This window comes from Oceaniglobus indicus, assembly GCF_002751875.1.
GTDB lineage: Bacteria > Pseudomonadota > Alphaproteobacteria > Rhodobacterales > Rhodobacteraceae > Oceaniglobus > Oceaniglobus indicus.
Genome location: NZ_NMZM01000006.1, coordinates 165,302 through 179,997 on the forward strand (window position 1 = coordinate 165,302; position 14,696 = coordinate 179,997).

Annotated in this window: 13 protein-coding genes; 6 read left to right on the plus strand and 7 right to left on the minus strand. The window is 65.4% G+C overall.

Translation table 11 applies throughout. The features are described 5' to 3' along the window. Positions 1-70: 70 nt before the first annotated feature. The 3 genes from bhcC to bhcA are packed head-to-tail and all read right to left on the minus strand — an operon-like array spanning position 71 to position 3,402. Positions 71-1,231: a 3-hydroxy-D-aspartate aldolase BhcC gene (gene bhcC, locus CFP68_RS11295; RefSeq protein ID WP_099827027.1), complete on the minus strand. Its 1,161-nt coding sequence runs from the start codon at positions 1,229-1,231 to the stop codon at positions 71-73. 24 nt (positions 1,232-1,255) lie between these two features. Then, positions 1,256-2,221, minus strand: a complete 966-nt coding sequence (bhcB, locus tag CFP68_RS11300) for a beta-hydroxyaspartate dehydratase BhcB (protein ID WP_099827127.1) — start codon at positions 2,219-2,221, stop codon at positions 1,256-1,258. Then, entirely contained in the window at positions 2,221-3,402 is a 1,182-nt protein-coding gene (gene bhcA / locus CFP68_RS11305) for an L-aspartate--glyoxylate aminotransferase BhcA (protein ID WP_099827028.1), read from the minus strand. Before bhcA ends, bhcB begins: the two co-directional genes overlap by 1 nt. Positions 3,403-3,560: 158 nt before the next feature. Here bhcA and bhcR point away from each other — a divergent pair, with 158 nt between their 5' ends. Beyond that, positions 3,561-4,391, plus strand: a complete 831-nt coding sequence (bhcR, locus tag CFP68_RS11310; protein ID WP_099827128.1) for an HTH-type transcriptional regulator BhcR — start codon at positions 3,561-3,563, stop codon at positions 4,389-4,391. A gap of 84 nt (positions 4,392-4,475) precedes the next feature. On the opposite strand, the gene ade is transcribed toward bhcR, so the two are convergent. After that, a complete protein-coding gene (ade, locus tag CFP68_RS11315; RefSeq protein ID WP_099827029.1) occupies positions 4,476-6,182 on the minus strand; it encodes an adenine deaminase in 1,707 nt (568 codons plus the stop codon). Between the two features lie 585 nt (positions 6,183-6,767). On the opposite strand from ade, the gene rsgA reads away from it, so the two are divergent. The 4 genes from rsgA to recR all read left to right on the plus strand — a co-directional run bounded on the left by rsgA (position 6,768) and on the right by recR (position 10,809). Beyond that, the gene (gene rsgA / locus CFP68_RS11320; protein WP_099827030.1) at positions 6,768-7,763 is read left to right on the plus strand and encodes a ribosome small subunit-dependent GTPase A; all 996 of its coding nucleotides are present in this window, start codon (positions 6,768-6,770) and stop codon (positions 7,761-7,763) included. A gap of 78 nt (positions 7,764-7,841) precedes the next feature. Continuing rightward, positions 7,842-9,575 carry a DNA polymerase III subunit gamma/tau gene (locus CFP68_RS11325; RefSeq protein ID WP_099827031.1) on the plus strand — a complete coding sequence of 578 codons (1,734 nt, stop codon included), beginning with the start codon at positions 7,842-7,844 and terminating at the stop codon, positions 9,573-9,575. A gap of 145 nt (positions 9,576-9,720) precedes the next feature. Then, positions 9,721-10,065 (plus strand): YbaB/EbfC family nucleoid-associated protein, encoded by a 345-nt coding sequence (locus tag CFP68_RS11330; RefSeq protein ID WP_099827032.1) that lies wholly within the window; start codon positions 9,721-9,723, stop codon positions 10,063-10,065. Between the two features lie 144 nt (positions 10,066-10,209). After that, positions 10,210-10,809 (plus strand): recombination mediator RecR, encoded by a 600-nt coding sequence (recR, locus tag CFP68_RS11335; protein WP_099827033.1) that lies wholly within the window; start codon positions 10,210-10,212, stop codon positions 10,807-10,809. 25 nt (positions 10,810-10,834) lie between these two features. Here recR and CFP68_RS11340 read toward each other — a convergent pair whose 3' ends face one another. Continuing rightward, positions 10,835-12,157, minus strand: a complete 1,323-nt coding sequence (locus CFP68_RS11340; protein ID WP_099827034.1) for an MBL fold metallo-hydrolase — start codon at positions 12,155-12,157, stop codon at positions 10,835-10,837. Between the two features lie 20 nt (positions 12,158-12,177). Further along, positions 12,178-12,927: a DUF1013 domain-containing protein gene (locus tag CFP68_RS11345; RefSeq protein ID WP_099827035.1), complete on the minus strand. Its 750-nt coding sequence runs from the start codon at positions 12,925-12,927 to the stop codon at positions 12,178-12,180. Between the two features lie 155 nt (positions 12,928-13,082). On the opposite strand from CFP68_RS11345, the gene CFP68_RS11350 reads away from it, so the two are divergent. Next, positions 13,083-13,712, plus strand: a complete 630-nt coding sequence (locus CFP68_RS11350; RefSeq protein ID WP_099827036.1) for a ribonuclease T2 family protein — start codon at positions 13,083-13,085, stop codon at positions 13,710-13,712. Here the strand turns inward: CFP68_RS11350 and CFP68_RS11355 are convergent. Continuing rightward, on the minus strand, positions 13,702-14,685 hold the full coding sequence (locus CFP68_RS11355) for a DUF808 domain-containing protein (RefSeq protein ID WP_099827037.1): 984 nt from the start codon (positions 14,683-14,685) through the stop codon (positions 13,702-13,704). The genes CFP68_RS11350 and CFP68_RS11355 overlap by 11 nt on opposite strands. Between the last annotated feature and the right edge of the window lie 11 nt (positions 14,686-14,696).

Consider the following 14,696-nt stretch of genomic DNA (forward strand, 5'->3'; position numbering starts at 1 on the left):
ATTCCGGGGGCAGACCACCCGCCCCCGGCTTTTTCTTGCTCCAAATACTCATCTTCTCTTTGGAACGACCTCAGAACGCCTTGCCGCGCGCCGATACCGGCCACAGGGTTTCGACCTTCCCGCCCCGCACGCCGACATACCAGTCATGGACGTTGCAGGTCGGATCGCAATGGCCCGGCACCAGGCGCAGTTTCTCGTTGATCTTCAGCACGCCGCCTTCGTCGGCGACAACACCGTGTTCGTCCGAGCATTTGACGTATTTCACGTCGTCCCGGCCATAGATGAACGGCAGACCGCTATCCACCGACTGCGCCTTCAGACCGGCATCCACGATGGCCTTGTCGGGCTTGGCGTGGGACATGACCGACGTCAGGATGAACAGCGCGTTCTCCCATTCGCCGGCGTCGATCCGGTTGCCGTCCTTGTCCTGGATCCGGCCGTAATCGGCGTCCATGAAGGCATAGGATCCGCACTGCAATTCGTTGAACACGCCCGAATTGCTCTCGAAGTAATAGGACCCCGTGCCGCCGCCCGACACGAAGTTCGGCTTCAGCCCGATTTCCGTAAGGGCATCCACCGCCTCCTTGACCTGCGCGATGGCGGCGTCGGTCTTGGCCTTGCGGTCCTCGTAGCCGTCGATGTGCTGCATCGCGCCCTGATAGGCCTGGATGCCGTCGAATTTCAGACCCTCGGCGGCGTCGATCGCCTTGGCGATCTCGACGACAGCCGGCGTCGTCGTCACACCGCAGCGTCCAGCGCCACAGTCGATCTCGACAAAGCAATGCAGGGTCGTGCCATGCTTGACCGCCGCCGCCGACAGGTCGGCCACGTTGTCCACGTCGTCGATGCAGACGGTGATTTTCGCGCCGCTCTTGGGCAGGCGGGCCAGACGGTCGATCTTGGCCGCGTCGCGCACCTGGTTGGAGACCAGGACATCCTGGATGCCGCCGCGCACGAACACCTCGGCCTCGCTTACCTTCTGGCAACAAACGCCGGCGGATCCGCCCAGCTTTTCCTGCAATCGCTGCACATCCACCGACTTGTGCATCTTGCCGTGGCTGCGGTGACGCATGCCGTGGGCCTTGGCGTAATCGCCCATCTTGACGATGTTGCGCTCCAGCGCATCCAGATCCAGGATCAGGCACGGCGTCTGGATATCGGCCTCGTCCATGCCGATGGCGGCCGGAATGTCATAACCGACTTCGTAATTCTCGGGGTTCATGTCTTTCATGTCTCGGTCCTCCTTCGGGGGAATTCAGATCCAGGGCAGCGTTTTCATATCGACGTTGCCACCGGTGATGACGACGCCGACGCGCTTGCCCCGGAACACGTCGGGGTTGTTCAGGATGCACGCCAGCGGCACGGCACAGCTTGCCTCGATCACGATCTTCATGCGCTGCCAGGTCAGCAGCATCGCGTCGATGATCTCCTGCTCGGTGGCGGTCTGGATGTCGGTGACGTGCTTTTCGACGAAATGCCAGGTCAGCTCTTTCAGCGGCACCTTCAGGCCGTCCGCGACTGTGTTCGGCGCATCGTCAGCAATGATCTTGCCGGCGCGGAACGACCGTGCGGCGTCGTCGGCGTTCTTCGGCTCGGCGGCATAGATCCTGACCTCGGGCGCGACGTTGGACAGCGTCAGGCAGGTGCCCGAGATCATCCCGCCGCCGCCGATGGGCGCGATCACGGCGTCCAGCCCCTCGGTCTGCTCGATCAGCTCGCGGGAACAGGTCGCCTGCCCCGCGATCACCCGGGGATCGTTGTAGGGGTGGACAAAGTTCGCGCCGGTGCGCTCCTGCACCTCGGTGAACACCGCCTCGCGCGAGGATGTCGACGGTTCGCATTCCGTGATGATGCCGCCGTATCCGATTACCGCATCCTTCTTGGCCTGCGGCGCCGTGCGCGGCATCACCACATGGCACGGGATGCCCCGTCGCCCCGCCGCATAGGACAGCGACAGCGCGTGATTGCCCGACGAATGGGTCGCCACGCCCTTCTCCAGCATGTCGTCGGACAGGCCGAACACCGCGTTCGAGGCCCCGCGCACCTTGAACGCCCCGGCCTTCTGGAAGTTCTCGCACTTGAAGAACAGCTCGGCGCCCGTCAGCTCGTTCAGATACGACGACGTCAGCACCGGCGTGCGGTGGATATGGGGGCGGATGCGGTCATGGGCCGCGATCACGTCGTCGAATGTCGGAATGATCATGCTTGCCTCGTCCTTCATCATGCGGCCGCCTTGGCGTGGCCGGTTCCTTCGCGGCGATACACGGCCTGTGCCGCCGCCACGCCCGATCCAAGCGTGATGTCGATACCCACGTCAACCATGCACATCTCGGCCGTCGCCAGCCCCGACAGCATCATCGCGTCCGTCATGCTGCCCAGATGGCCGATGCGAAACAGCTTGCCCGCGACCTCGCCCAAACCGGCGCCGAACGCCATGTCATAGCGGTCCGAGGCGCGTTGCACCACGGCGTTGCCCGCGGGCGTCATGATGCCGCTGACGGTGTTGGAATACAAATCGGGCGAGTGTGCACACAGCTTCAGACCCCAGGCCGCAACCGCGGCGCGCACGCCTTCGGCGATCCGGGCGTGACGGGCGAACACGTTCTCGAGCCCTTCTTCCAACAGCAGATCGGTGCTGGCCTTCAACCCGTTGATCAGGCCGACCGCGGGCGTATAGGGATAGCCGTTGGCGGCATATCCCTTTTCCATGTCGCGGATGTCGAAGAAACAGCGCGGCAGATCCGCCCCCGGAACACAGGCGCGCGCCTTTTCGGAAAAGCCGACGATGGCCAGGCCAGGGGGCAGCATGAACCCCTTCTGCGATCCGGTCACGGCCACGTCCACGCCCCAATCGTCGAACCGGAAATCCATCGACGCGATGGAACTGACACCATCCACCAGCAACAGCGCCGGATGCGACGCCGCGTCCATCGCGCGGCGCACGGCGGCGATGTCGGAGACAACGCCGGTGGCGGTTTCGTTGTGGGTGGCCAGCACCGCCTTGATTTCGTGACCCTTGTCTTCCGACAGGATCGTCTCGAACGCATCGGCCGGCACGCCCTGCCCCCAGGGCGTTTCCACCACATGCACCTCCAGGCCGAACCGACGGCACATGTCGATCCACTTGTGCGAGAACATGCCGTTGCGCGCCATCAGAACCTTGTCACCCGCCGACAGGGTGTTGCTGATCGCCGTTTCCCAGCCGCCGGTGCCGGTGGACGGAAACACGAAGATCGACGCGCTGTCGCTTTTCAGGATCGTGCGCACATTGGCCAGCATCGGGTGCAGGATCTTGCCGAACGCGGCCGACCGGTGATCGACGGTCGGAATGTTGCAGGCCGCCCGCAGCACTTCGGGGATGTTCGTCGGGCCGGGAATGAAGACGGGGTTCTGGAAGCGCATGGCAATCTCCTCTGGACTGGCCCCTTCATACCTCAGACGTCAAAGGCTCGCAATTTTTTTGAAAATTTTTTTCAAAAACTGGACAATCTCTAAAGCGGCCTGTTATCAGGTGGTTGAGTTTTTCATATTCCGGCTTCCTTTTTCAGAAAGCGCGCACCGTGACCCAGAGCATCCAACCCGCACGCCGCGGCCGCCCCAGGGCCTTCGACGACAAGACCCCGCAGAACGTCATCAAATCCCTGGATCGCGCGATCCAGGTGCTGGAAACCCTCGCCGGACGCGACAAGGCGACCCTGTCCGCGCTGGCCCAGGACATGGGCGAATCGCCGGCGACGCTGTACCGCATCCTCACGACGCTCCAGATCCGCGGCCTCGCCGATCTGGACGAGACGGATCAAACCTGGGCCGTCGGCGCCGGTGCCTTCCTGATCGGTGCCGCGTTCCTGCGCCGCACGGCGCTGGTCGACGTCGCCCGCCCGATCCTGCGCACCTTGATGGAGACCACGGGCGAAACGGCGAACCTCGGTGTCGAACGGGGCGATCAGGTGCTGTTCGTGTCCCAGGCCGAAACCCACGCCACGATCCGCGCCTTCTTCCCACCGGGCAGCCTGTCGCCCCTGCACGCTTCCGGCATCGGCAAGGCGCTTCTTTCGCGCTGGGGCGATGCGCGGCTCGACCGCTATTTCGCAAAAACGCCGCTGGAACGCTTCACTCCCCACACATTGACCGATCCCGATGCCCTGCGCGCCGACCTGCGCCTGACCCGCGATCGCGGCTATGCGGTCGACGCCGAGGAAAAGAACATCGGGATGCGCTGCATCGCCGCGCCGGTCACCAACGCCATGGGCGACATCGTCGCCGGCCTCTCGGTCTCCGGTCCCACCAGCCGGATCGACACCGAAGCGAGTCCCGCGTTGGCGGGGGAAACCCTGCGCGCGGCCCATGCGCTGTCACGTGCCATGGGCGCTTCGCCCGATGCGGATGCCTGAGCGGACCAGCGCGCACCCACGGACCCGCCTGCGCCGAAGGCGCGGGTGGGGATACGGAATCGCGCCGCGGGCGCGGCCTTCGGATCACCCCCTGCCGATGATTTCGAACCGCGTGACGTCGACCATGCCGCGATCCGTGATCTTCAGCATCGGGATCACCGGCAGGGCCAGAAACGCCAGTTGCAGGAACGGCTCATCCAGAACCACACCCAACGATTTCGCCGCCGCCCGCAAATCCATCAGGTCGGCGCGCACGCGCTCGAACGGCTCAAGGCTCATCAGTCCCGCCACAGGCAGGGCCAGCTCGGCCAAAACCTCGCCATCCTTCACCACGACGAAGCCACCCTCGATCTCGCCCAGCCGGTTCGCGGCCATCGCCATGTCCGCGTAATCCACACCGACGACGGCGATGTTGTGGTGGTCGTGACACACGGTCGATGCGATGGCCCCCGCCTGCATCCCGAAGCCGCGCACGAAACCGTTGGCGATGTTGCCGTTCTTTCCGTGCCGCTCGATCACCGTGATGCGCGCCAGGTCGCGCGCCGCATCGGGGCGCTTGTCGCCGTCCGTCACCGCAACATCTTCCGTCAGATGTTCGGTGATGATCTTGCCGGGCAGGATCCCGATCACATCCGTCTGCGCCCGGTTCGATGTCGCGCGGAACGACCCTGCCGTCACCGCCGGCGCCTTGACCGAGGCCCGCCCGATGGGCGCCACGATACGGCGGGCCGCGAACGCCGCGTCCCCCACCACCGTGCCGCCACAGATCACCCGTTCCGCGTCGCACGCCTCCAGCGACCGCACCGCGACGATATCGGCCCGCTTGCCCGGCGCGATCTGGCCGCGATCCTTCAGCCCGAACGCCTCGGCCGCCGACAGCGACGCCGCGCGGTACGCCGCCAGAGGTGTCGCACCCCCGGCGATGGCCGTGCGGATCATATGATCCAGATGCCCCTCCTCGCCGATGTCCAGCGGATTGCGGTCATCGGTGCAGAAACACAGGTAGGGCGAATTGCGCTCGCTCAGCAGCGGCAGCAGCGCCGCCAGATCCTTTGACACAGATCCCTCGCGGATCAGGATCCGCATTCCCTTGCGCAACTTCTCCAACGCCTCTTCGGCGGTCGTCGCCTCGTGCTCCGTCCGGATCCCGGCGGCGACATAGGCGTTCAGGTCGCGCCCCGACAGCATCGGCGCATGGCCATCGATATGGCCACCCCGGAACGCCTGAAGCTTCTCCATGCAGGCCGGATCGCGATGCACGACGCCGGGATAGTTCATGAATTCCGCCAGGCCCAGAACGGCCGGATGATCGCGCAGCGCCACAAGGTCGGACGCGCCGATCTCGGCCCCTGCCGTTTCCATATGCGACGACGGCACGCAGGACGACAGGTTGACCCGGATCGACATCACCGTTTCCAGCGCCGCGTCCAGGAAATACCGGATCCCGTCGACCCCCAGGACATTGGCGATCTCATGGGGATCGCAGATCGCCGTGGTCACGCCCAACGGCGCCACGCAACGTTCGAACTCGAACGGAGTGACCAGCGAACTTTCGATATGCAGATGCGTGTCGATGAACCCGGGCACAAGGATGGCGCCGCCGACATCCACAACCTCGCGCCCGTCATACCGGTCGCCGATGCCGACGATGGTATCGCCCGTGATCGCCACGTCGCCGTCGATCAGATCACCGGTGATGACATCGAAGACCCGTCCACCCCGCAACACCAGGTCGGCGGGCGATTCTCCACGCGCCGTTTCGATGACTCGCGACAGGGACGGGTGGGTCATTCCATGGACTCCTCGGGGCAGGAATATCAGCTGTGGCAGATTGGCATCAATTCTTCACCAAGGTCCAGCCCGCCCAACTCATCGTGTGGTTGTGCTGGTTTTGCGACCGGCCGAATGTTATGAATAATCGAGTTGAACGTGGAACTTCCCGGGTATTTCCCGGTTGGGTGACAAGCATTCACCGACCTGCCCGTTCGATCACACGTTAGATTTACGGTTTCGCCCCCAAGCGGCGCAACCTCGTTTCCTCCCTGACTGGACAGGCCGCACTTCGGTGCGGCCTTTTTTTCCGCCCCGAAGTCCGGCGCGCACCATCATGCCTCCGCGCATGATTGACTTGCGCCGCGTTCTGGCAATAGTCGTCCGGGCCGGGGCAGAAGGCCGCTGTTGAGCCCCCCGCGGCGCGATGGGGTCGCGACATGTCTCGGGCTTATGGACGCCGCGCACTGAAACCGGATCGAACGACACAGGATGACAGGTATTGCGCCACCCGGCTCCCAGCGGGACATCTCGATCTGACCGGCGCCGGATCGGCACCGATGTGGCCCGCCGCGCCGTGCGCCTGAACGGTCGCGGGGGCCCGGCATGAACCCCGACGCCGTGACGCTTGCCAAGTTGGGCTGGACAGACCATTTCGCCGATCAGTGCGAGGCGTCCGAATCGTCCTCCGCCGCGCGCCTGTCCGCCGTCAGCCGCGACGATGCCATCGGCCTGACACCATCGGGCCCCCGCCCCCTGGTCCTGCCCGGCACGCAGAGCGCCGCCGATTACGCCGTCGGCGACTGGGTCATTCTCCATGCCGACACCGGACGCATCCTGCGCCGGCTTGCGCGCACGTCCGTGCTGCGCCGTCGCGCCGCGGGCACCGGGCGCGCCGTGCAACTGATCGCCGCCAACATCGACACGTTGTTCATCGTCAGCTCGTGCAACGACGATTTCAATCCCGCCCGGCTGGAACGCTATCTGGTGCTGGCCGCGGAATCCGGCATCGACCCGGTGATCCTGCTGACCAAGGCCGACCGCACCGACGATCCCGCGAACTTCGTGAACGCCGCCCGCGCCTTGGCCGCAGACCTGCCCGTGGCCGCCGTCAATGCCAAGAACCCGGCCACGGCCGACCTGATGGCGGGCTGGCTGGGCCGCGGGCGCACCGGCGCGCTGCTGGGTTCGTCCGGGGTGGGCAAGACGACGCTGCTGAACGCCATGACCGGCGGCGATGCTGCAACCGGCGAAATCCGCGAGGATGATGCCAGAGGCCGCCACACGACCACGGCGCGCGGCCTGTTCGCGGCGCGCGGCGGTGCATGGCTGGTCGATACGCCGGGCATGCGCGCGATCCGCCTGGCCGATGTGGGCGATGGCATCGACGCGGTGTTCTCGGACATCTCGGATCTGGCCGCCGCCTGCCGGTTTTCGGACTGCGCGCACCAGGGCGAACCGGGATGCGCCGTTCAGGCGGCACTGGCCGATGGCACGCTGCCGGCGGCGCGCCTTGATCGCTGGCGCAAGCTGAAGCTGGAAGAGGCCGACAACACCACGCTTTTGCAACGGGCCCGCCGAACCGGGCGCCGGCGCCGCTGAAACCCGCGGCCAACGGTTTACGCCACCCCCCGGTTGCGCCTAGATTGACCTCGGCCCGTTCCCAACCCCCGAGTCCCCATGTCAGATGCCGCCCCCTATCTGGTGCTTGCCCGCAAATACCGCCCCGCGACCTTTGCCGACCTGATCGGCCAAGACGCGATGGTGCGCACGCTCAAGAACGCCTTCCAGGCCGATCGCATCGCCCAGGCATTCATCCTGACCGGCATCCGCGGCACGGGAAAGACGACGACCGCGCGGATCATCGCCAAGGGCATGAACTGCATCGGCCCCGACGGGAACGGCGGCCCGACGACCACGCCCTGCGGTGTCTGCGGCCCCTGCAAGGGCATCGCCGAAGGGCGGTTCTTCGACGTGCTGGAAATCGACGCCGCGTCGTCGACGGGCGTTGAAAACGTCCGCGAGCTGAACGCCATGGCCAACACCCGCCCTGCCGAAGGCCGGTTCAAGATCTTCATCATCGACGAGGTCCACATGCTTTCCACGGCGGCGTTCAACGCGCTGCTGAAGACGCTGGAAGAACCGCCGCCGCACACGAAATTCATCATGGCGACGACCGAAATCCGCAAGGTGCCGGTGACGGTTCTGTCGCGTTGTCAGCGGTTCGATTTGCGCCGCATCGAACCCGAGGTGATGATCGCCCATCTGTCGCGCATCGCCGGGCTGGAAGGCGCCGAGATCGCCGACGACGCGCTGGCGCTGATCACCCGGGCCGCCGAAGGATCGGTGCGCGACGCCATGTCGCTGATGGATCAGGCCATCGCCCATGGCGCGGGCGAAACCACCGCCGACCAGGTGCGCGCCATGCTTGGGCTGGCTGACCGGGGTCGCGTGCTCGACCTGTTCGACATGGTGATGAAGGGCAACGCGGCCGGCGCGCTGTCGGAACTGTCGGCGCAATATTCCGATGGTGCCGATCCCATGGCGGTGCTGCGCGACCTGGCCGAGATCACCCATTGGCTGTCGGTGATCAAGGTCACGCCCGACGCGGCCGAAGATCCCACCATCGGCCCCGACGAGCGGGCGCGCGGCATGGCGATGGCCGAAACATTGCCCATGCGGGTGCTGACGCGGACCTGGCAGATGCTGCTGAAGGCCCTGGAAGAGGTGGCGCAAGCCCCCAACCCGATGATGGCTGCCGAAATGGCGGTGATCCGTCTGACCCATGTCGCCGACCTGCCGGTTCCCGGCGATCTGGTCAAGAAACTCCAGGACACGCCGCGCCCCGCCGGCCCCGCACCGACACGGGATGGCGCCACGGGGGGCAAAGGCGGACCACAGGCGCGCCGGTCGCAGCCCGCCAGCGGTCCGGGCGGCGGCGCAGCGGCCCTTGCCGTTCAACCCGACACCGGCGCGCTGGCCCGGTTTGCCACCTTCCCCCAGGTGGTCGACCTGATCCGCGCGAACCGGGACGCAAAGCTGCTGATCGACGTCGAAACCGGCGTGCAGCTGGTCAGCTATTCGCCGGGTCGCATCGAATTCGTCCCGACCCAGGCCGCGCCCCGTGACCTGCCCGCGCGCCTCGCGCAACGGCTGCAACTGTGGACCGGTGCGCGCTGGGCCGTCAGCGTGGTGAACGACGGCGGCGCCCCCACCATCGCCGCCCTGCGCGACGCCGAAGCCGACGACCTGCGCGCCCGGGCCATCGAACACCCGCTGATGCAGGCGGTGCTTCAGGCGTTTCCCGACGCACGCATCGTCGACATCCGCACCCCCGAAGCGATCGCACAGGAAGCGGCGGCATCCGCCCTTCCCGAGGTCGAGGATGAATGGGATCCGTTCGAAGACCAATAGCCGCTGTTTGCCGGATCGCCGGGGTTCCGCTGCGCCGGAAACGCGGCCGCAGCCGTCCGGTGCAACCGTCTTTTGCACCCGACCCTTGTTCCGGCCGCCCCCTGCCCGTATCTCTGTTCCGACAAACCGGAACGGAGGAGCGGACATGCTCAAGGGACTAGGCGGGCTCGGCGACATGGGCAAGATGATGAAGGCGGCCCAGGACATGCAGGGCAAGATGACCGAGCTTCAGGAACAGCTCGAAACCATGACGGTCGAGGGGCAGTCCGGCGCCGGCCTGGTCAAGGCAACCGCCACGGCCAAGGGCGTTCTGACCGGGCTGGACATCGACCCCTCGATCTTCAACCCGGATGAAAAGGAAGTGGTGGAAGACCTGATCCTTGCGGCGATCAAGGACGCCCAGTCCAAGGCCGCCGAAAAGAGCCAGGAAGAACTGGGCAAGCTGACCGAAGGTCTCGGCCTGCCGCCCGGCTTCAAGATGCCCTTCTGAGGGCTGCCACCCCACGAACCGACACCGGATCCAGCGAAACCGCCTCTTTCGGTTTCGCCCTCCGCCTGTCTCGAACCGGAGCATATCCCTGCTTTTTCTTGCTGAAAATACTCACTGCACAGCACCCGCCCCAAAGCGGCCGGCATGAATGACGCACCGTCGGACATCGAGGCGCTGATCGCGCTGATGGCGCGGTTGCCCGGTCTCGGCCCCCGATCGGCCCGCCGCGCCGTCCTTCAGCTGATCAAGAAGCGCGGCCAGCTTTTGATCCCGCTTGCCGAGGCGATGGTGAAGGTCGGGGAAACCGCCCGTGAATGTCTGCGCTGCGGCAACATCGGCGCCGCCGACCTCTGCGAGATCTGCGCCAGCGAAAAACGCGCCACCGGCGAGATCTGCGTGGTCGAGGACGTGGCCGACCTCTGGGCCATGGAGCGGGGGCGCGCGTTCAAGGGGCGCTATCACGTTCTGGGCGGCACGCTGTCGGCGCTTGATGCCGTGGGCCCCGATGAATTGCGCATCCCGCGTCTGATCGACCGGCTGGAGCCCGAGGGCGTTACCGAGGTCATCCTCGCCCTGAACGCCACGGTCGACGGTCAGACCACGGCCCATTACATCGCCGAACAGATGCATGATCTGGGCATCGCCGTCACCTCGCTGGCCCAGGGCGTGCCGATCGGGGGAGAGCTGGATTACCTCGACGACGGCACCATCGGCGCGGCGCTGCGCGCTCGCAAGGCGTTCTGAAGCGGCGCTGCGCGCCCGTCCTCAGTCAGGCGTGAAACGCCGACAGGCAATAATAAAGACCGCGCTCGAAGGTATCGGGCACCCGGCGATAGCGCAGGTGCGATCCGATTTCGGCGTTGTTCCAATGGGCGTATCGCGGCCCTTTCAGAAGTTGGCCCAGCAGGCGACGGTCGACCGTGATTTCCACGAAGGCGTCGGCGTCCGGCGCGCCCTCGATCCGTTCGGGTCCGTTCACCGCATCGAAAGCCGCAGCAAACCCGTTGCCGTCACGCACCAAGATGCGGGTCGGGCTGTTGAAACCGATGTCGCGCGCCTTGGCCGCAAAGCGCGGATGGGCAGCCGTCAGGGCGGCGAACAGCGCATCGTCGGTGGGCTCCACTTCGCAGTCGTAATCATAGGGCGCATCAAAGGTCGCCTGGACGAAACGCGCCACATCTTCGGGCGCGGGTTCGTGGTAATCCGCCGTGCGCTCGCCGGTCGACAGGTCACAGCTCGCGCCCGCCGGCAGAAGGAGCCCTTGTGACGCTACAGATATCCCCGCCTCGATCCGTGCCAACGCATCCGCCAAAGACGGCACGCCGCGCGATCCGTTCAGCGGCCCAAGCCGCCCGCCCAGCACATAGGTGCCCGCGAAGGGCATGAAGCGGCGTGGCGCGACCGCATCGACATAGCGCACGGCCTGCGCGATGAACTGCGCCTCTTTCCGGGCGGCCGCCGCGCGTCGCTGGGCATCGTCGGCAAAGGTGAAGCACTGCGGATAGGGCCCGGCGCCCGCATAGCCGACCAGCAACAGGTCGATCACCGGATGGCGTTTCGCGATCCGCTCAAGCACCGTGCGTGACAGGTCGAACGGGCAGTCGTTGGTGTTCAGGATCGTGTGGGTGCCGTCGGTGATCACCGACAGACTGTCGATCTGGGTGAACCGGAACTCGGTCTCGACCGGTGCGCAGCCAATGAATTTCGCGCAAAGCTCGGGGTTGCAATCGTCGGCGCCGAAGATCTCGATCGTCGCGCCGTTGCCCAGATCGAAAGGCGCGCCATGGGCCAGTTCGATCACCTGAAAGCCCAGCGCCTCGATGCTGCGGCGCAGGAACTTCTCGTCGAAGCGGTGGATCAGGACCGGTTTCGTCTTGTCCAGCCGGGCCAGGGTCTTGCGGCTCAGGTGGTCGGGGTGGATGTGGCTGATGTAGATGTAATCGAATTCCAGCGATTCGGGCGCCATCGGCAGCGGCGGGTAATGATACCAGCTGCCGTAATATTCGCCCTGAACCAGCCAGGGATCCGTCAGGATACGGACCCCCGCCACCTCGATCAGCTCACTTGACGATTGCAGGTGGGTGATCTTCATGGTCGCGCCCCCGGATCGGTTCAGTCGTCGTCGGCGTCCTTGTCCGCGTCGCCGGGCAGGTTGAAATAGCTGTCGGCGTCCTTGCTGGCGTCGTGCTTGTCCTCGTCCTCATCCTCGGTCTCGGACAGTGAAAACGTCTCGAGTCCCGCGATCGCCGTGGGCATCCGCGTCTCGGACGGATTCATCCCCAGGGATTGTTCGGTCGACACCAGCTTGCGGCGTTCATCGTCGGTCATGACCCCCTGGTCCCGCTTGGCCGCGGCCTTCTGCACCATCTGGTCCAGCTCGGACTGCTTGCACAGGCCCAGCGCGACGGGATCGATCGGGTCGATGTTGTTGATGTTCCAATGGGTCCGGTCGCGGATCGCCTGAATCGTCGGCTTGGTGGTGCCGACCAGCTTGCCGATCTGGCCGTCGGTCAGTTCGGGATGGAACTTGACCAGCCACAGGATCGACGCCGGGCGGTCCTGGCGTTTCGACAGCGGCGTATAGCGCGGGCCGCGGCGCTTTTCCTCGCCCACGGCGGCGGAATAGAACTTGAGCTTCAGCTTGTGCATCGGGTCTTTTTCGCCAGCCTCGATTTCCGACTGGTCCAGCTGGTTGTTGGCAACGGGATCGAATCCCTTGACCCCGGCGGCAACATCGCCGTCGGCGATGCCCTGCACCTCAAGCTCGTGCAGACCGCAGAAGTCGGCCACCTGTTTGAACGTCAGCGTGGTGTTGTCGACAAGCCAGACGGCGGTAGCCTTTGCCATGATCGGTTTCTGCATCGCGAGACACTCCTTTGTCTGACTGCAATCCTTGATCCCCGCCCTGACCATGACTTCCCCGGCCGGGGAAAACGGCTGGTCCGGGTGGACCCCTTGTTCGTTTTCGGGGAAGTTGGCATGGATATAGGGGTTCGCGGCATCGGAGAAAAGAGAAAATGCGATTTGCACTGATTCTGATCCTGTGGCCCTGCCTGTCGTGGGCCGAAGGCGAGCGTGCGGGCGACTTTGACTATTACGTGCTGGCGCTGTCGTGGTCTCCGACATGGTGCGCGCTTGAGGGCGATGCCCGCAATGCACCCCAATGCGACGATGCGCGCAATTCGGGGTGGGTTCTGCATGGGTTGTGGCCGCAGTTTCACCGCGGCTATCCCAGCTACTGCCACACGTCCGAACGCGACCCCACGCGCCGGCAATCGGGCGAAATGGCCGATATCATGGGCGATGGCGGCGCCGCCTGGTATCAGTGGAAGAAACACGGCCGCTGTTCGGGGCTGAGTGCGGCGCGGTATTACGACACGGCGCGCCGGGCGTTTGCGTCGGTTGAACGGCCGGCGGTGCTGCGCAAGCTGGACCGCGCGGTGAAACTGCCCGCGTCGGTGATCGAGGAGGCGTTCATCGCCGCCAACCCCGATCTTGCACCCGACATGATCACGATCACGTGCAAGGCCGGGCGCATCGCCGAGGCGCGCCTGTGCCTGTCGAAAGACCTTTCGCCGGTGCCCTGTGGGCGCGACGTGGTGCGCGATTGCACGATGGACGACGCCCTTTTCGCCCCTATCGACTGACGTCCCCGGCCTTGTCGCGTGAAAACAGGCCGACCAGGGGTTCGATCGCGTAATGCACCACCGGGATCAGGATCGCCCCGATGATCAGCCCCACGACCCCGTCCAGGAACGCCGTGACGAACCACTGCGCCGCACCGCCGAAGGTCGGTGACACGTGGCCGGAGGCAGCGACCGCGACATCGTGGATCCAGTCATAGGGCGCCGAGAAGCCCATCACGTCCAGCCCATGCAGGATGATCGACCCGCCGACCCAGATCATCGCCGCGGTTCCGATGATCAGCAGCAGCTTCAGAAACCCCGGCATCCCCTTGACGATGGCGCGTCCCGTGGCGCGGGTCACGCCCAGATGCCCATCCGTGGCCATGGCAAGCCCCACATCGTCGGCCTTCACGATTACCGCCACCGCGCCATAGACCAGCGCGGTGATCATCAGACCCGCCACCGCAAGGCTGAGCGCTGTCATCGGCAGGCCCAGATCATCGGGAAGCGCCTCGAGCGTGATGGTCATGATCTCGGCCGACAGGATGAAATCGGTCTTGATCGCACCCTTGATCTTGCGTTTTTCCAGCGTGGCGTCGATCTTCTTCTGCTCGACCAGATCCTTGGCCGAATGGTCGGCGGGGTTGACGACGTGCCAGACCTTTTCGGCGCCCTCGAAACACAGATACGCGCCACCCAGCATCAGCAAGGGCGCAATCAGCCAAGGCGCGAAGGCCGACAACAACAGCGCGCCGGGCAACAGGATCACCAGCTTGTTGAACAGCGACCCCTTGGTGATGCCCCAGACGATGGGCAGCTCGCGCGCGGCGGCAAATCCCTGGACATACTTCGGCGTCACGGCCGCATCGTCGATCAGGGCGCCGGCGGCCTTGGACGATGCCTTGACCGCCTGCCCCACGGCATCATCCACCGATGTGGCGGCAACCTTGGCGATGGCCGCCACGTCGTCGAGAAGGGCAAGCAATCCGCTCATGCGTCATCTTT